We start from the raw sequence: 15,943 nt of genomic DNA on the forward strand, positions 1-15,943 counted from the left end.
TGCCTCGGATCATTCCACTCCACGCCACAGACACGCCACAGAAGCGCTTCCACTTCGCGCCACGCGGCCGAAGAGAGGCACATCCGATGGACAGCATGCGGGCGTGTACCGACGGCAGGGGCCTTCCTCGAGTCGGTGACCTTACGTCTGAGCGATCCTGGCCCTCCGTCCTGGACAGCAAGGGTCGGGTGAGGCTGCACGCTGTTCAGGTGGTCGCGGTCCGCCAGATCTGCACCAGACAGAACTGGTCCTCCTCGCCCAAGGCGGGTTCATGACCGGTGGGCGTGGCCAGCACGTCGGAACAACCTCGTAAGGGAGAGGTGAAAGGACCGGTGTCCGGGTTGAACACCCACTGCCAGCGCATGCGGTACCTGCCGGGTGAGGGCAACAGCAGCGGAACAGTTTGCAGCCCGCCGTCGACAGTCTGCAGGCCAAGCTCGCCCTCAGGAAGGTCCACCTCGATCTCCTCGCGCCCCGCCCACTGCCCGGGTGGCAGCGCCGGCGCACCGCTCCACGCCTCCAGACGTATCACCGTCGTGCCCACCTCCGCGGGCACCTGCAGATAGACCAGGCCCGGCCCAGGAAGCAGCCACTTCGATCTGTCCGCATCATCATCGAACGTCTCAGCTCCCATGGTCGTGTCAACCAGTCCGAACAGCCGATAGCTCGCCGACACAGAAGCTGTGCAGGAATCCAGCAACCTACCCACCAAGCACCTCGCAAGTCAGGAAAGAACCACCACTCAACGACAGTTGCGTCACCGACCGTAACCATCGAACAGCGCCCGCTGTGAGCGGGGCCATTGAGGGTGGGTGCGTTGGGTGGGCGTCCCGCGGGCGGGACGCCGTGGGGAAGAATCAGGGCGATGTGCCTACGGGCCTGGGCGCGCTCGGGTAGGCCTCGCGGGTCAGCTGCGTCCCTCCCCCGGCCCGAACTCGGCCATCGCCGCCGTCACCATCGCCTCCAGGCGGTCGTGGTGTGCCCCGCGCCAGTACACGCGGGCACACTGCCCGCACTGGGCGAAGACGTCGTAGCCGGCGCGGGTGCCGCCTTGGAGGCGGTCGGTGATGTCTTCCTTGCGGGCCGCAGAGAGCGTGCCGTTGCAGGCGGCGCAGCGGGTCCAGGGGCGCAGTCGCGGGGCGAACCGGCCGAGGACGTCGCGGAGTTGGTCGTCGGGGCGGTCGCTGTAGACGTAGCCGCCCGCCCAGAGTTCGCGGCGGCGCAGCAGCCCGCGGTCGCGGCTGAGCAGGACCCGGCGTTCGGTCGCCGAGCGGGCCGCGAGGGCGGGATCGCCGATGTCGGTGGCCTCGTACGCGGTGTCGATGCCGAGCAGTCGCATCCGGCGGGCGAGGGTGCCCAGGTGGACATCGAGGAGGAAGCGCAGCGGCGCGCCCGGTACCGGCTGGGGCCGGGTCACGGCCCGCACCTCGACCCGCTCGCCCGCCGCCGGGATGTGCCCGGTGCCCGCCTCGGCGCCGTCCACGCGAAGCGCGCCGACCTCGGTGAGCGGCACCCCGAGCGATTCGACGACGTGCCCGAGCGTGGAGACACCGTCGACAGTGAGCGGCGCGGGCGTGCCCTCGCGGTAGACGCGCGGCACGAACAAGCCGAGCTCAAAGGCGACTTCGACAGAGATCTCCGGACCGTTCATCGGCACAGAATGCCACGGTGACGGGCGGGCCCCGCGACGAGGGCGAGCCGAACTGGTGGAGCGGACGCCCGGTCGTCAGCCGGACGCGCATGCTTGCACCGGATCCTGGTAGACCCTGATCTCGGCGGGTCTGAGCGTACTGACCGCAGTCCACACCTGCTGGTTCGTCACCGTCTGGGTCCAGTGATCGAGGTCGGGTCGTTGCGCGGGAACTTGTCCCCGGCAGGCCGTCGCGCGGTGCCACAGATGAACGGACGCGCAGTTCGCGCTGCGACCGCGCTCACTCGGGGACGTAGAGCTCCTGCGGCGAGGCGTCCAGGACGAACCCGTTGTCGAAGCGGACGCGCACCGTCACCACAGGCCCCTTTTCCTGAAACGCTGCCCATGCCGGCTGCAGGGCGGCGAGCTTCTGCTCCAGTTGCCTCCTGCTTTCCGGGGGCATGGAGTCACCGTAGGAGTCGAGCAGCGACCTCAGCCGCTCGTACTCGCGCGCATCGGCGCCCTCACGTGGGTGCTCGACGGCCTCTTCCACAGTTCCCGCGGTGCCGGCAGCGAGCAGGAGGATGCCGATGACCGCTCCGGACACCTCGATCGGTTCGGTCAGCCGGAGATCGGCGGCCAGCTTCACCCGTTGGTTCTCCTGCAAAGTCATGAGTTTCGCCGCTCCACGATCCGGTCGTCCTTGCTCGTCCTCGCTCCCTCGTCACTCACTGGACTCGTTCCACCGGACCGTCCTACCGACCCGGCCCGCCGGCACAAGAGAGCTGCCAATGGACAGTCTCCACCAGTCTCTACGGCACTTACCGGAAGGGAATGGCACTGATCCTGGTGGTCACGAAGCGCGGCTCGGGCATGGCTCCGCCGATTCCGCCCAGCGCCGTCGCCGCGGCGGCCTCGAAACCTGTCGCGCCGAACTTCGCCATCGTGTTCTGCGTGGCCGCCCCGATGGCGAGCGGGGACCTGCTGATGCCGGGGAAGTGACCGACCGAGGTGTCGCGTGCCGTGGTGAGTCCGAACACGCGGTGCAGTGCCAGCAGGTCATGGCTTGCGTTCATGTCGTACGCCACGGTCGTCACGTCCAGCGACGGAGGTTCGGGGCGCGTGCAGCGCACCTTCTCGACCAGCAGGCCGGGGCCGGCCTTCCCGTAGGACAACCGTGGGCCCGGTACAACGGTGTGCCGGCCGGCAAGGACGTCGATCCCAGCCGCCAGCACGTGTCCCGGCGCCATGCCCTCGTCGCCGAGCAGCAGGTGTACATCCAGCGCCGTGTTCCCCAGCACCTGAAGGCGGGTGACCTGTCCGCCCGGTGTGTCCACCACCCCGATCCGGTCCAGTACGGCGCTGGAGCGCCACAGGCCCAGCCGCGGCTGGGTGGCCCACGGCTCGTACGCGGTCTCCAGTACCTCCTCCTCGAAGGGGCTGAGCCACTGCGTGCGCAGGGCGAGCGCGCTCGCCAGCACCATCTGGGTGTCCTCGGTCGGGGTCACCGCCATGCGGTCGATCAGCCCGCCGGTCCGCTTTCGTGCCCAGGAGTCCAGGGCCCGTTGGTCCGCCGCAGGGTCGCCGGTGAGCACTCCGTGGGCGTCGACGGGTAGGCCCGAGTACCACTGCTCCGCCAACTCCAGCGTGCGCTGCGTCCACAGCCCCACGGCCGTGTCCAGTCCGCGCATCGCCCCCATGGCGGCAAGCAGCTCGCGCGCGGCGGCCGCGGCTCGCTCAGCGGGGAGCCCCAACGCCTCCGCCAGTTCGCTCCGCACCGTTCCCTCGGCTCCGTCGGCCAGGTGTGCCAGCAGCGGCCACACCCCCGCTGCCGAAAACACGGTCCCGCCCTTCGCGGTACCTGCCCACCGCGCCGTCACATCGTTCACCGAGCGAACCGTCGCCGTCGCAACTCTCATCTACGTCCTCATCGCCGAGCGCGCCGTCGGCGCACCGCCTTCTTCCACACGTGGAACGTCCGACTCACGCGAGGCCGTCCGCCCGTCCTCGCCGGTGATCCGGGCCCCCGGGCCCCCGGCATCAGCGTTCGGCGAGCTGCTCGGCGCGCTCCTTCAGTGCGCTGTTCATCGCCCGGAACTGGGGCAGGGTGTCGTTCTTCAGGCTGCCGGTGGCGAAGGGCACCGCCACGCCGGTGAACTTCTCGCTCTGCGTGAGGCGGACCGTGTCGCGTCCGGTGCGCTCGATGACGAAGCGGTGCTCGCCGTCGCCGATCCAGCCCGGGCCGATCTTGCCCAGCCAGCGCAGTTCGCGGTCGGCGCTGACCTCGAGGACGGTCGGGGTGAACGTGCTGGTCCCGCCCTTCTGTTGCAGGCGGTTGCGCATCGTCGCGCCCGCCCGCAGGCCGTCGTCGGAGGTGACGGCGGCCTCGGTGATGAAGGGGTTCCACCGCGGGTAGGCGTCGAAGTCGGTGAGCACCGCCCAGACTTGCTCCGGGGCGGCCTCGATCTCGATGGACGCGGTCAGTTGGACCGGAGGATGGGTGTTGGTCCACACCGTGTAGCCCCCCAGCACGGCCACGATTCCGGCCAGCGCCACCAGGATTCGGCGGCGGCGCCGCCGCGGCGGGGTGTGCCGTTGCGTGGCGTCAGGTGCGGAGGGCATGGACGCGGCGGATGCGGGTGCGGAGGCGGAAGAGGTGGCAGAAGCGGTGGCAGGAGACGTGGCGGACATGTCAGGTCCTCTCTGGGTGGGAGGTGCTGCCGGCCCTGGTCAGTACCTGGTCGACGAGCGTCTCGACGTAGTCGGCGCCGATCGGCGCCCCGGTGATCAGGAGCCGGTAGTAGAGGGCTCCGGCCAGCTGGTCGAAGAGCACTTCGGACGAGGTGCCGGAGGGCAGCGCGCCGCGTTCGCGGGCGTTGTCGAGCAGGCGGAGCGGCAGGGCGTTGCGCCGCGCGAACAGCCCGCGCACGGCGTCGCCCACGTCCGGGTGCCGGGCGGCTGCCGCCACCAGTTCGGCAACGACCCCGGCCGACCGGTCGGCCTCCCCCGCGGCGTCCCGGCCGACGCGGCGCATCCGGTCGAGGCCGGTCGCGACGGCGGTGAGGTAGACGGTCAGGTCGCGCCGGAGGTCGCCGGTGTCGGCGACCTCCACCTCGTCCTGGATCCGGCCGACGAGTGCGACGAGCAGGTGGTCCTTGGTGGGCCACCTGCGATAGAGCGTGGTCTTGGCCACGTTGGCGCGGGCGGCCACCTCGTCGATGGCGAACTTCTCGTACCCCCGCTCGGTCAGCAGGCCGTGCGCGGCCCGCAGGATCCGTCCGTCGGCGTCCTCGCTGCGGGGGCGGCCTCTGCGGGCGGGGGTGGTGGTCACGGCGCTGCTCCTGGTGCTGGTCACGGGCGGGCCCCGTATCTGTATTTCGATACGGCTGTTGCGTTATTGAGAGTAGGGAGGGGCTACCAATTACGCAACGGGCGTAGCGGAATTGGCGCGTGCAGCTTCATCGCGGGGTGGCGAGCCCGATCGGCGACCGGGCGACAGGCCGACGCGCCGCCGTGCGGAGTGGCCACGGTTGTTGCCAGTCAGTGGCTCGGCCGGCCAGCGGGACACACTGGCGTTGTGAGGGCGGCGGTGGCTGCGGTGCACTGGCAGCCATCACGTCGGCTCCCGAGACTTCGTCAGCGCATCTCGGGCGCCGATCGTTCACGGACGCTTCGACGCGGGTCTCCGTCCCCGCCGACGGCCCGGCTGTGGACACCGGAAGCCTGAGGCCACGAGGAGGAGGGCGGGGCAGCAGCGCCGAGGAGGAGGACGCTCAGGAACACGAGGTGGGGGCCGCGCCGGTCAACCGCCGTGTCTGACGCGCAGGTCCCGGTGCAGGAAGTACGCCGTCCCCGCGGTGAGGGCCCCGCATGTCGCGGGCACGAGCTGCCACGGCAGGCCCGTCCACGTGGACAGCAGGCCCCCGACGACACAGCCGGCCACCGAGACGAGCAGCAGTACCTTGCCGAACGGGCGCCACCCGAAAAGCCCGGGATCGCGCGGCCCGACGAGCCGGACCATCCCGAAGAGCAGTGCCTGCGCTGCCAGGAGCGCGGCGAGGGTTCCGGCGGCCGCGATCGGCTGGGGCTCGTCGCGCGGGGCGTCGGAGGAGTTCTGTCGGGATTCGCCGCGCGCGATCTCGACGACGGCGCCGCGCCAGAGGGTGGCCGTGACCCGGTCGCCCTTGTCGAGCGTGTCCAGTACGGGCCCCGGGTCACCGAACGGCACGGTCGTCCGCCCGTACGGCGCGGGGCCGCGCAGGGTGGCGCGCAGGTGTCTGACGTGGGTGTCGGTGTCCTCGACGGTGAAGGTGACCTCTCGCAGGCACTCTTCGGTCGCCGCCCGGGTGTGCGTACGGTCGGGGCACGCCCCGGCGGCGCGGTAGTCCTGGTAGAGGCCGCGCTCGTCCGGCAGCCAGAATGCGAAGATCGCGTAGCAGGCGGACGCGGAGAGCAGCGCCGCGACGATCAGCAGCGCGCCCAGGCGCAGGTTCCGGCCCGGTCCCGGCGCGGTAGGCCGTGCCGCGTCACCGTGCACCGTGCGCGCTTGCGCTTTGGCCGTCATGGATCCCCCGCCTTCCGGCCCGCGCCGGCCATGTCGTACGACGCCAGTCTCACCGGGCCACGAACCGCCGGACAACGTGGTTGATCAGCAGTGGAGAAGCGTCCCTCATTGCCGGTTCCCTACAACTTTGTGTTCGGAGCGTTCCTTGAGCACGGCGTGGCGGGCCGGCCCTTCTGCCGCGCCGCGGCAGGCCTCCGGCCCCGGACGGAGCGGGTCCGCCCAAGTCCTGCCTCCGAGGCTCGGTTGCGCTTTCGGCACGGAGTTTCACGAGACCGGCGGCGGGCCGCGACGCCGCGCAAACCCCGGTCGGTCGAGACACGTGGCACCGCAGATGCTCCTTGGGCAGTACACCTACGGGCAATCCCGGGCGATCGAGGAGATCAACGCCCTTCTTGGTCAAAGTGGGCCGACGGGCTGTATCGCGTGAATGTCGCGCCCAATCCGGCCCCGAAGATCAACACCTCAAGTTCAGCTCAAGCGGATTGCCGACGGTCTGCCGCGCGTGCAAGAGTTCATTTCGACCCGCCCTGCAAGTGCAGGGTGCACATAGATTTACCTCAGGGGGTAATTCGGTAATGAATGCCATTCGTACGGGCGTCAAGGCCACAGCTCTCGCAGTGCTGGCTCTGCCCATGCTCGTGAGCACCGCCCATGCCGCACCGCAGGCCGACGCCTCCGCCGCGTCGGCGGCCGCGGGCAGGGTGGAGACCTCGTGGGGCTGCGACAACAAGCCGACGGTGAACCGCTTCAACACGTCGTACACGCCCGGGAACAACTCCGTCACCGTCTACTACAACAACCACTGCAACCACAGCGTGAAGTGGCGTGTGGAATTCTTCGACACCAAGAACCAGCAGAACCACATGTCGAATTGTGTCATCACGCCTGCCGGCAAGAAGAGCAGCAAGAAGTTCGACAAGAGCGTCTTCGACAATGTCACAGGCGTCTGGAAGTGCTGACGTCGGCTTGATTTCCGTTCTCTCGTTCGACGGAGATTGAACAAAACGGGGTTTGCGGCTTTCGCCTGGCGCATTTCGGCACAGGCGGAAGCCGTCTGTTTTTCCGGTGCGGGGGTGTTGTGCCGGCGTCCGTTGTGAGGACGCGGGCAGCGAGGTGTTGGAGAGTGCGGGCGGCGCACGGCGTGGGTACGGGGGCCTGCCGTGGCGGAGGGCGTGCGTCGCACCGGGGCAGCCATGGGCTGTGTCGCGACTTCTGCGCGCTGGGCTGCGTCGCAACTCCTGCGGGACATGGCACCGCCAGGTGACGTACTACACACGTATCAACTGTCATGCGCGTACAACCCTTTCGCCTCATCGACGATCAATACCCCGCGGCCACTGTGGCCGTGCGTGATGCGGGGCCGTCCGTCCCACGACCTGCATCCGCCCCTCGACAGTCGATAACGGAGCCGCCTCATGTCCCAGCACTCCAGCGATAAGTTGACGTCCGGCAAGAAGGTGACCCTGGGCGTCAGCGCGCTGGCCGCCTCCGGGCTTGCCATCGGCCTGCTCGTCGCACCGTCCGCCATGGCGGACGGGACCGGCGCGGCCGAGGCGCTGAAGCAGAGCAAGGCCGCGGCCGCCGAGGCGTCGGCGGCGAAGGCCGCCGCGCCCAGGGCCTTCGCCGCGAGCAGCGCCGACTCCACCGTCGTCTCCGGCGTCACCGTCAACGGCGGCAACACCGCCCGCGTCGGGACGACGTACGCGCAGTCGGTCACCGTGAAGTGGACGATCAGCGGCGGGGCGACGCTCTACGGCAGCAACGCGTCGCTCTGGCGCGGCACCGACCGCGACAACGCGGAGCGGTTCCTCAACTCCGAGGAGTTCGAGGCGGATGCCGACCTCTGCGTTCAGTCCGGCGACACCACGTACAACTGCACGGCCACCTTCACGATGGATCCCCGTAGCTACCTGACGAACGAGGACGCCGGGGCCTGGAAGATCTCCCTCTGGGCGATCACCGACGCGACCACCGACGTGGACACCGAGAACGCCAGGACCTGGTACCTCAAGCGCTGGTCCCGGATGAGCAACAACGCGGCCCCCGAGCCCATCGCCAAGGGCAAGACGATCACGATCACCGGCAAGCTGGAGCGCGCCAACTGGGACACCAACAAGTACGCGGGCTACACCCAGCAGACCGTCCGCCTCCAGGAGCGTTCGCTGACCGGCTCGTACGCCACCACCAGCAGCCACCTCACCGGCACCGGCAGCCAGGCGGGCGTCGAGAAGCAGACGCGCAAGGCGACTGCCGACCGCTGCTACCGCTACCTGTTCGAGGGCACCTCCACCACGCCGCCGGTCACCGCCACCGGTGACTGTGTGGACGTGCGCTGAGCCCATTGAGCCGGCCGGCCGCACCGGGGCAGCGAAGCGACGCATCTGTCCTCGCACCGGTGCAGGCCGGCTCGTTCTTTTTTTGGCATCTCGCTCAACGGGCGTGGGTGCGCCGTGTGTTGCACCCGTGCCCGCGCCCGCTGTGACTCCATCGGCGGTCGCCCCGAAGGCGTGCTCGGCGCGAGCGCGGACCATACGCTGGGCATCCTGAGCGCACCGGGCAGCGGTTACGCCGATCCGGCGCTGCGTACGATCCGCTGGTGACCTCTCCTCTCTTCGCCACACCGCGCCGCCGGATCGGCGTCCTCGGTTCCCTCGCCTGCCTGTGTCTGTTCGCCTGGTGGGCCGTGCAGCCGGTCGGTCCCGCCTGCCCGGAGGGCCTGACCCTGTCCTCCGACCCGTGGGGGTCCACGTACGACCCGGCCGACGCGGTGAAGGGGTCCGGCGACATCGAGTACGAGGGCAGGTACGTGCCGCTCGAAGGTGCCACCCCGAGCCCCGGCACCTTCGGCAGCTATGGCACCTTCGGCTCCGGTGGCGTCGACCCCTGCGGGGCGGAGACCCGGCACCCGCGCCTGTTCGGCTGGGTCGGGCTGTAGCCGGGGGCACGCACGGCAACCCTCCCGCACACGCGTCGGCCGGACATTCGGCGCCGGCCGCCGCTCGCGTTCAGGACAGCTTGAGCAGCAGCTCGCTGAGTTCGACCGGCATGGTGATCATGCTGTCGTGGCCGGTGGGGAGCTCCCATATCTGGGCGGCGGTGCCGTTGGGCTGCCGAAGGGGGCCGGCTGTTCGGGGAGCGGGGGCACGCGCCAGCCGCTGTCGGACTCCAGGGCGGCCTCGAGCAGGTGCCGGGTGACGGGCTGGACGTCGAGGGCCCGATGATGCGTGCCGGGCCCGGGTGGTGCTCGGCATCGTCGGGGACAAGTGGTCGCTCCTGGTCGTGCGCAGCCTCCGGCACGGACCACGCCGCTTCAGCGAACTCAAGAGGGACGTGGACGGCATCAGCCAGCGCATGCTCACGGTGACGCCGCGCGGTCCGGAGCGGGACGGGATCCTGACACGCACCGTCCACGAGGTGATGCCGCCGCACGTCAGCTACGAGCTGACGGACATGGGCGTCACCCTGCGCGAGGCCGCCGCACCCCTGCTCGAGTGGAGCCTCGCGCATCTCGCCCGGATCGATGACGCCCGTGCCGCCTACGACGCCCGCGACAGCGACACGGACGCACCGCCGGTCCTATGACGGGCGACCGCGCCGACGGTCGGTCGCCAGGCATGTGACTTGCATCACATAGTGACGGACAAGGGGCGCCTGCCCGTACGCGCAAACGCCGTCGGTGCGAGGTGTGCGGCGCGTTATTCGATGGGGCGCCGGGTTCTCACTCTCCGTCTGTCTTCGAATCGGGTGCCGGGTGTGCCCCGGTGGCGGCTGGGGTGAAGGGCGGCTCGCCGACGGGTGGGCAGGGCGGGGCGGGCTGCCTCTGTGGTGTCCGGCGAGGTGGGGCCAGGGATGGAAAGCGGTGCCATTGTTCGGTTCTCGTCGCGACGGCGCTTATCACTCGTTGTGAATCGGCAAATTGAAGTGCGGCGCGAAACAGGGCCCCCGGAGTGGGGCTCATGAGGCTCAGGGGGACGCGTCAAAGGCCATTGTTTTGCGGCGGGTTGACGGGAACACTGTTCTTCACACGGAGTCGTTGCCGCATTCCCTGTTACCGGGCATTGGCGTCGACGCGTGGGAAAGTGAGGTGACGTCACATGGGTGTGAAGATGACGATGACCACCCGCTGTTCGGTCTCTGTGCGCTGGCAGCACGTGCGAGTGGTCATCATCGTCATGGTCCTCGTGTTCCTGATCTTGATGACGCACGGAGACGGTGACATGACGCTGGTCGACGCGCTGTTGCCGCGCGTCTGAGGGGCGAGGAGGCCCCTCCGACGAGGGCGGTTGCCGGGAGACCGGTGACCGCCCTTCGCTTTGTCCTTTGTCAGGCTAGCGCACAAAGTCCCGTCGCTGAAGGGGAATCCACTCGCATTCTCTCCAGCGTTCTTGGAACTATCCGGTAGGAGCCCCGGCAGGCGTCAGCCGTGTGCGAATTGAACACGACAGCAGGATCAGCTCAGCTCAGCTCACAGAGAGAACACGGCGGAATTCGGTGGTGCCGTACTCGTCAGGTGACGCAATGGCGGTTCCCTGCGCCTCCACCCACGCGTGGAAACGGTAGGGGTCGTCCGCCGTGCCGATGCACCACACGACCCTGCGGCCGGTCAGGGCCAGGACTCCGAGCGTGGCCAGGGACAACTCCAGGCAGGCGGCGCGCCCGGGGTACCACCGGGCTGCCCGCCGTACCGCCGCGAGGGAGGCCGCGGCCTGCTTCGGCGTGGCCTCCCGCCGGCACCAGGTGCGGGCGGTCCAGCTCACCGTTCTGGAGACGGTTCGCAGCGGCAGCCGGATCAGCAGCAGGGCGCCCAGCAGTGCGGCCAGAGCGAGTACCGCGGTCACGGCGCGGCGGACGGAGCGGTCGCCTTCGTCCCGCATCGGTTCGGCGGCCATGGTCACCTGCGCTGCGGCCGGGTGCGCTGCGGTGACGGGCGGGATCTCGCCCTGCGACAGGGCGTGCCGCGCGGATCCTCGATCCGCCGCGCGCCGGTCGGCGGTCGCCCGTGCCCGCTCTCCCGGGGAAGGCGCGGCAGGCGTCCGGTGCGGCGCGTGCGCGTCAAGGAGGCCCAAGCCGATCAGGGTCTCGGCGAGGCGGCGCGCGTCCTCGCGGATCCGGTCGTGCGGCGCATCCGGGTAACGGCTCGCCAGCACCAGCACCGCGGAGTCGAAGTTCCCGCTGCGGTGCCATTCCTGCCAGAGGGTGTGCGCCATGGAGTTCATCGCGAAGCAGTGGCCGGACCGCACGTCGAGGAGCACGCTGCCACCGTGCGGTGAGAGGCTCTTGCGGACGTGCTCGGACACGCTCAGCCGGGTCATGGCCGCTCCTGTGCGCTGTCGCCGGCCGTGAGCCAGAGGTCCGCGCCGAGCAGGCGGTTGAGTGCGGGGAAGGGCGCGGGCAGACCCGCGATCGCCCGGTCGACCGCGGCGATCACCCGCGAGGGTTCGATGATTCCGAGTTCGGCCAGCGGGGAACGCAGGAGCCGTGCTCTGATCTCTGTCGCCGAGCGGCGGGCGCCGCGGTAGTTCTCGGCCGTGTAGTCGCCCTTGGTTCTGCGCCGCAGTACGGGGTCGGGGACCAGGCCGGTCAGGGCGGCCGCCAGCAGCGGCTTGGCGGTGAACGGGTCGATGCGGTCGGGCAGCGGGAGGCGGGTGCAGGCCCGTACGACCTCGCTGTCCAGGAAGGGAGCGTGCGGCCGGACGCCGTACGCGCGCGCTGTGGACGTGAACCGGGCCTGCACGGCGGCGGAGGCGCGCAGCTCGATCAGGGTGGCCCGGGTGCCCGGTGTCGCGGAGGTCGCAGAGGACGCGGAGCGGGCCGGTCGGGCGTGTTCCTCGGCCAGTACCGCCAGTTCGGCCAGGTGCCGGCGTGCCCTGGTGGTCAGCCAGGTCGTCTCCGGTCCCGGGGCGGGCCACCAGGCGACCGCGTCCGCCCACTGCGGCGGGTGGTCCAGGGGTTCGTCGAGACAGGCGGCGAGTTCGCTCATCGCTTGGTGCAGGGGGGTGCGCGCGAGGCGTCTGGCCCGCAGGACGACGTCCGCCGGGGAGAGTTGCCGCATACGGGCCAGCGCGCGTCCGTCGCGCAGGAGCCGGCGCAGTCCGGCCGTGGCCGCGATGTCGCCGAGGTAGGAGGGGGGTGCGGCCAGGAGTGCGTCGCCGCCTTCCCCGGTCAGGTGGATGCCGGGGCCGCCGCGCGCGATGTGGTCGAGGCGCAGCCGGTGCCGGGCGCCGATGACCGCCGCCGGGTCGGGCTGGTCCGCGGAGCCGTGCTCGGACAGGCCGCTGTAGGGCAGGGAGTCCTCATCGCCGCGCACCACCGCGAGGTGGATCGAGGGGGCGTCCTCGGCGTGGGCCAGGGCGTGGGCGAGGTCGCCGGCGGGGGCGTCGGGGTGGTGGTGGACGAAGGCGTCCAGGGGCGGTCGGCCGGTGGTGCGGGCGGCCAGGAAGGCCAGGGACGTGGAGTCCAGGCCGCCGCTGAAGTCCGAGGTGATCCGTGCGGCGCTGTCGGTGCGCAGGGTGACGGCGCGCGTGAGGGCCGACCGCAACTCGGCCGCGCTGTCCTCGAACCGCGTGCCGGGATCGGGGGCGAGGTCCTCGTAGGTCCACTGCGTGCAGCTGCCGGAGGGAGTGACTTTCATGGCCTGGCCGCCACCGAGCCGGCGGATTCCGTCGTATGCCGTGCGCCCTTCCGTCAGTTCGGGAACCGCGGGGCAGACGATGTGTGCGGCGAGCGCGGCCGTGTCGAACCGGCCGGTCGCTCCGGACAGGGCCGCCGCGGTCCTCGCCCGGGTGGACAGGACCGTGTGTCGGCCGTGGCGCCCGTAGTAGAGGGGGAACTGCCCCGCCGGGTCGGCGTACGCGGTGAGGTGGCCGTCGTCCTGGAGCAGGAGGAGCAGGTAGGCGCCGGGCCAGCGGGTCAGGCGTTCCCAGCGGCCGTCCTGCGCCGCCCGCCGCAGGTCCTGACGCATCGTCACATCGTCGGCGAGGCACTGGCCGACGGCGGCCAGTCGGGTGTGCGCGCTCTGCGCGGTGCGGACCTCACCGGGGTGCCAGGGCCCCCAGGACCAGAGCAGGGGTTCGCCCGGCCACAGCCGGGTGGCTCCCCGGGGCGCGGGGGCGGGTGCCGGTGACAGCAGTCCCGCGATAGTGGGCCCGTCGGGAGGGGGAAGGTCAGGAGGCGGGCAGTGCGGGGCCGTGGCTGCGGCCGGGGCCGCGGGGCGGGGCATGGGAGCTGTCCGGTACGTCAGTAGTAGTACTGGGCATTGGCATCGGCGATTCCGCTGGGGGAACTGCCCAGCGTCACCTCACGGACATGGCCCAGGTCGATCACCATCGGCGGTTCATAGGCGGCCGGCTCCTCCGGGGGCGGCACAGCCCCGGCCTTCACCGCTTGTCGCGGATGCTCGACGGCCTCGTACGGGGATACGGCAATGGGCTCGTAGGTCATCGGGCCGCCTCGGGTCGGGGACATCAGCTGCCCCGGAAATGATCTGTACGGGAAATACGCGTGCGCCGGTCGTTCCGGCGTCGTCGGAGCCCCAAAGTGTAGCGATCCCCCGGCCACGCCAGGTGCCTAACCGGCCCGCGATCGCAACCGCTCCGGCCTGGCACTTCCCGCCCCTGATCGCCGGCAACGAGAGCGTTTCCCCTCTCGCCGGCGCGTCCGGTGACGGGGGAATGACTCATTCGGCCAACAGTTCTCACTCAATTGAACGAGCGCGGCGGTGAGATCGAGTCCACGGCGCCATATCGAAGGAGAAAGGGGCTTGCGCGGCACATGGGCCATCGGGCCTCTCCGTCGGCGCCCTGCAGGCCGGGACTCGCGGCCAGAAGCGGGGTCTAGGTGGGGTCGGCCGCCTGCTCCATGCCGCGCAGTCCCAGGATGAGAGCGCCCTGGGCTTCGGCCCTGGTGCCGAGTTCGCTGGGGCCCAGGACGAACTTGGAGTCCTCGGCGACCGCGCCGGGCAGCGCGAAACGGTGCAAGGACTCCCGGCAGCCGGCCTCCAGCAGCGGACTCTGGGCGAGCTGACCGCCGATGACGACGAGGTCGGGGTTGAGCAGGTTGCACAGCTGGGCCAGGGACTGGCCCAGGCGCCGGCCCGCGTCGTGGATCACGCGCATGCAGACCGCGTCCTGCGCCTGGGCGGCTCCGATGACCTGTTCCAGCGTCTCCGGCGCCGGCACGCTGTTGCGGGCCCGCGCGGCGCGGACCTGCGCGATCAGCGCGTCGGCGCCGATCATCGTCTCCAGGCAGCCGCGTCCGCCGCACTGGCAGACCGCGCCGTCCGGGTCCACGGTGAGGTGACCGAGTTCCCCTGCCATGCCGCCGTGTCCCCGCAGCACGTTGTTGTGCACGATGATGCCGGCGCCGATGCCCGTCGACGCCTTCACGTAGACCACCGTCTCGGCGTGTTCCCGTGTGCCGTAGGTCTGTTCGGCCAGCGCGCCGAGGTTGGCGTCGTTGTCGATGAGCGGGCGCACGCCCAGCCAGGTGCCCAGGTCCTTCGCCGGGTCGTCGCCCGCCCGCCAGGGCGGCAGGATCGGCGCGGTGAAGCCGCCGGTGCGCGGGTTGATCATCCGGGGTACGGCGATGCCGAGGGAGAACACGTCGGAGCGGCGCTGCCCCGTTCCTTCGATCGCCTCGTCGATCATCTGCTTGACCTCTGGCAGGGCCCGGGACCAACCCCTGCTGACGCCGTCGGAGCTGACGCGCGAGGTCACCTGGTCGAATTCCTTGTCGAGCCTGCGGGCGACCACGGTCATGTGGTTGAAGCCGAGGTGCACGCCCACGCCGACATCGTTGACCGTGGTGAGGCTGACCTTGCCGCGGCTCTTGGCGGCGGGCACGAGGCCGCACTCCGCGAGTTCGCGGACCGCGGCCGACACGGTGGCCTGCGAGAGCAGGGTGCGGTGGGCGATGTCGGCCTGGGTGCCGGACTTTATCGCCACGGCGAGGAGGACTTTCCGGCGGTTGGCTCCTCGGGTGGGGCCGGCCGCGGGCAACCGGCCCAAAAGATCGTCCTTGATCGCCATTGGTCCCCCGCCCCCGGTACCCGCATCTCGATTTTGTGGATCGAAGAGGGAGATATTACCAGTCGGGCCTTCAATTCGAACCTGGTTCGGCTTCGAATAAAGGGGTGACAGAGGGGTGTGCGGTGAGGATTCTGAGCGCCGTCGCGTGCGTCGACGATCTTTCCGACAGTCCACGATTGGCTGGAATTGATTGGAAAGGGTCATTGGCGCGGGCATTTCTGGTCGGGTTGTTCAGTCAGTCCTTCGTCAGTCCTTCGTCAGTCGAGGACCGCGGTGGCCTCGATCTCGACCAGGTGGGCCGGGATGTCGAGGGCCGCGACGCCCAGCAGCGTGGCCGGCGGGACCGGGGCGGTGTCCAGCTTGGCGGACGCTCGGGAGATGCCGCGCAGGAGTGCGGGCATCTTGTCGGGGGTCCAGTCGACGACGTAGAAGGTCAGTTTCGCCACGTCGTCGAAGGAGGCGCCGGCCTCGGCCAGGGCGGTGCCGATGTTGAGGTAGCACTGCTCGACCTGCGCGGCGAGGTCGCCTTCGCCGACCGTGTTGCCCTCGGCGTCCCAGGCGACCTGGCCGGCGACGTGGACCAGTTTCGATCCCGTCGCGATCGACACCTGCCGGTAGACGTCGATCTTCGGCAGCCCGTCCGGGTTCACGAGGTTGATGGTCATGGTGCCTGTCCCCTGTCCTGAGCGTGCGCCCGCGGGCATGTGATCGCCCGACCGACGC

17 protein-coding genes and 1 pseudogene are annotated in these 15,943 nt (G+C 70.3%); 5 read left to right on the forward strand and 13 right to left on the reverse strand.

The genetic code is table 11. The features are described 5' to 3' along the window. Positions 1 to 205: 205 nt before the first annotated feature. The 7 genes from N5I75_RS38675 to N5I75_RS38705 form a co-directional block, all read right to left on the reverse strand. The gene (locus N5I75_RS38675; protein ID WP_476685103.1) at positions 206 to 709 is read right to left on the reverse strand and encodes a hypothetical protein; all 504 of its coding nucleotides are present in this window, start codon (positions 707 to 709) and stop codon (positions 206 to 208) included. A gap of 198 nt (positions 710 to 907) precedes the next feature. Further along, positions 908 to 1,651 carry a Mut7-C RNAse domain-containing protein gene (locus tag N5I75_RS38680; RefSeq protein WP_476685104.1) on the reverse strand — a complete coding sequence of 248 codons (744 nt, stop codon included), beginning with the start codon at positions 1,649 to 1,651 and terminating at the stop codon, positions 908 to 910. Between the two features lie 280 nt (positions 1,652 to 1,931). Next, positions 1,932 to 2,279 (reverse strand): hypothetical protein, encoded by a 348-nt coding sequence (locus tag N5I75_RS38685; RefSeq protein ID WP_476685105.1) that lies wholly within the window; start codon positions 2,277 to 2,279, stop codon positions 1,932 to 1,934. 172 nt (positions 2,280 to 2,451) lie between these two features. After that, positions 2,452 to 3,471, reverse strand: coding sequence for a serpin family protein (locus tag N5I75_RS38690; RefSeq protein ID WP_476685106.1), 1,020 nt, complete (start codon positions 3,469 to 3,471; stop codon positions 2,452 to 2,454). 199 nt (positions 3,472 to 3,670) lie between these two features. Continuing rightward, a complete protein-coding gene (locus N5I75_RS38695; protein WP_476685107.1) occupies positions 3,671 to 4,252 on the reverse strand; it encodes an SRPBCC family protein in 582 nt (193 codons plus the stop codon). Positions 4,253 to 4,322: 70 nt separating this feature from the next. Beyond that, positions 4,323 to 4,961: a TetR/AcrR family transcriptional regulator gene (locus N5I75_RS38700; RefSeq protein WP_476685108.1), complete on the reverse strand. Its 639-nt coding sequence runs from the start codon at positions 4,959 to 4,961 to the stop codon at positions 4,323 to 4,325. Positions 4,962 to 5,432: 471 nt separating this feature from the next. Then, positions 5,433 to 6,194: a hypothetical protein gene (locus N5I75_RS38705; RefSeq protein ID WP_476685109.1), complete on the reverse strand. Its 762-nt coding sequence runs from the start codon at positions 6,192 to 6,194 to the stop codon at positions 5,433 to 5,435. Between the two features lie 638 nt (positions 6,195 to 6,832). On the opposite strand from N5I75_RS38705, the gene N5I75_RS38710 reads away from it, so the two are divergent. From N5I75_RS38710 to N5I75_RS38720, 3 genes are all read left to right on the forward strand, one after another. Further along, a complete protein-coding gene (locus tag N5I75_RS38710; RefSeq protein WP_476685110.1) occupies positions 6,833 to 7,153 on the forward strand; it encodes a hypothetical protein in 321 nt (106 codons plus the stop codon). A gap of 456 nt (positions 7,154 to 7,609) precedes the next feature. Then, complete coding sequence (locus N5I75_RS38715; protein ID WP_476685111.1) at positions 7,610 to 8,530, forward strand: calcium-binding protein; 921 nt, start codon at positions 7,610 to 7,612, stop codon at positions 8,528 to 8,530. Between the two features lie 260 nt (positions 8,531 to 8,790). Then, on the forward strand, positions 8,791 to 9,129 hold the full coding sequence (locus tag N5I75_RS38720; protein ID WP_476685112.1) for a hypothetical protein: 339 nt from the start codon (positions 8,791 to 8,793) through the stop codon (positions 9,127 to 9,129). A 70-nt stretch (positions 9,130 to 9,199) separates the two neighbouring features. Here the strand turns inward: N5I75_RS38720 and N5I75_RS38725 are convergent. Beyond that, a pseudogene (locus tag N5I75_RS38725) lies at positions 9,200 to 9,426 on the reverse strand (alpha/beta hydrolase); the annotation flags it as partial. A 5-nt stretch (positions 9,427 to 9,431) separates the two neighbouring features. Here N5I75_RS38725 and N5I75_RS38730 point away from each other — a divergent pair. Together N5I75_RS38730 and N5I75_RS38735 are read left to right on the forward strand one after the other, a co-directional pair. Beyond that, positions 9,432 to 9,776 (forward strand): winged helix-turn-helix transcriptional regulator, encoded by a 345-nt coding sequence (locus N5I75_RS38730; protein ID WP_476685114.1) that lies wholly within the window; start codon positions 9,432 to 9,434, stop codon positions 9,774 to 9,776. 512 nt (positions 9,777 to 10,288) lie between these two features. Further along, positions 10,289 to 10,447, forward strand: coding sequence for a hypothetical protein (locus N5I75_RS38735; RefSeq protein ID WP_476685116.1), 159 nt, complete (start codon positions 10,289 to 10,291; stop codon positions 10,445 to 10,447). Between the two features lie 207 nt (positions 10,448 to 10,654). Here the strand turns inward: N5I75_RS38735 and N5I75_RS38740 are convergent, their stop codons facing one another. The 5 genes from N5I75_RS38740 to N5I75_RS38760 all read right to left on the reverse strand — a co-directional run bounded on the left by N5I75_RS38740 (position 10,655) and on the right by N5I75_RS38760 (position 15,885). After that, a complete protein-coding gene (locus tag N5I75_RS38740; RefSeq protein ID WP_476685117.1) occupies positions 10,655 to 11,506 on the reverse strand; it encodes a lasso peptide biosynthesis B2 protein in 852 nt (283 codons plus the stop codon). Beyond that, a complete protein-coding gene (locus N5I75_RS38745) occupies positions 11,503 to 13,413 on the reverse strand; it encodes an albusnodin/ikarugamycin family macrolactam cyclase (RefSeq protein ID WP_476685118.1) in 1,911 nt (636 codons plus the stop codon). The genes N5I75_RS38740 and N5I75_RS38745 overlap by 4 nt, the downstream gene beginning before the upstream one ends. Before the next feature lie 17 nt (positions 13,414 to 13,430). After that, complete coding sequence (locus N5I75_RS38750; RefSeq protein ID WP_476685119.1) at positions 13,431 to 13,634, reverse strand: lasso RiPP family leader peptide-containing protein; 204 nt, start codon at positions 13,632 to 13,634, stop codon at positions 13,431 to 13,433. 392 nt (positions 13,635 to 14,026) lie between these two features. Beyond that, positions 14,027 to 15,136, reverse strand: coding sequence for an ROK family transcriptional regulator (locus N5I75_RS38755; protein ID WP_476685120.1), 1,110 nt, complete (start codon positions 15,134 to 15,136; stop codon positions 14,027 to 14,029). A gap of 341 nt (positions 15,137 to 15,477) precedes the next feature. Further along, positions 15,478 to 15,885 (reverse strand): RidA family protein, encoded by a 408-nt coding sequence (locus N5I75_RS38760; RefSeq protein WP_476685122.1) that lies wholly within the window; start codon positions 15,883 to 15,885, stop codon positions 15,478 to 15,480. Positions 15,886 to 15,943 lie beyond the last annotated feature (58 nt).

Source organism: Streptomyces sp. R818, assembly GCF_056172735.1.

What these genes read in the sequence shown, in the direction of transcription:
- N5I75_RS38680 (WP_476685104.1), bottom strand. Translation starts at nt 1,651, where the DNA reads ATGAACGGTCCGGAGATCTCTGTCGAAGTCGCCTTTGAGCTCGGCTTG.
- N5I75_RS38695 (WP_476685107.1), bottom strand. Translation starts at nt 4,252, where the DNA reads ATGCCCTCCGCACCTGACGCCACGCAACGGCACACCCCGCCGCGGCGG.
- N5I75_RS38705 (WP_476685109.1), bottom strand. Translation starts at nt 6,194, where the DNA reads ATGACGGCCAAAGCGCAAGCGCGCACGGTGCACGGTGACGCGGCACGG.
- N5I75_RS38715 (WP_476685111.1), top strand. Translation starts at nt 7,610, where the DNA reads ATGTCCCAGCACTCCAGCGATAAGTTGACGTCCGGCAAGAAGGTGACC.
- N5I75_RS38735 (WP_476685116.1), top strand. Translation starts at nt 10,289, where the DNA reads ATGGGTGTGAAGATGACGATGACCACCCGCTGTTCGGTCTCTGTGCGC.
- N5I75_RS38740 (WP_476685117.1), bottom strand. Translation starts at nt 11,506, where the DNA reads ATGACCCGGCTGAGCGTGTCCGAGCACGTCCGCAAGAGCCTCTCACCG.
- N5I75_RS38745 (WP_476685118.1), bottom strand. Translation starts at nt 13,413, where the DNA reads ATGCCCCGCCCCGCGGCCCCGGCCGCAGCCACGGCCCCGCACTGCCCG.
- N5I75_RS38750 (WP_476685119.1), bottom strand. Translation starts at nt 13,634, where the DNA reads ATGACCTACGAGCCCATTGCCGTATCCCCGTACGAGGCCGTCGAGCAT.
- N5I75_RS38760 (WP_476685122.1), bottom strand. Translation starts at nt 15,885, where the DNA reads ATGACCATCAACCTCGTGAACCCGGACGGGCTGCCGAAGATCGACGTC.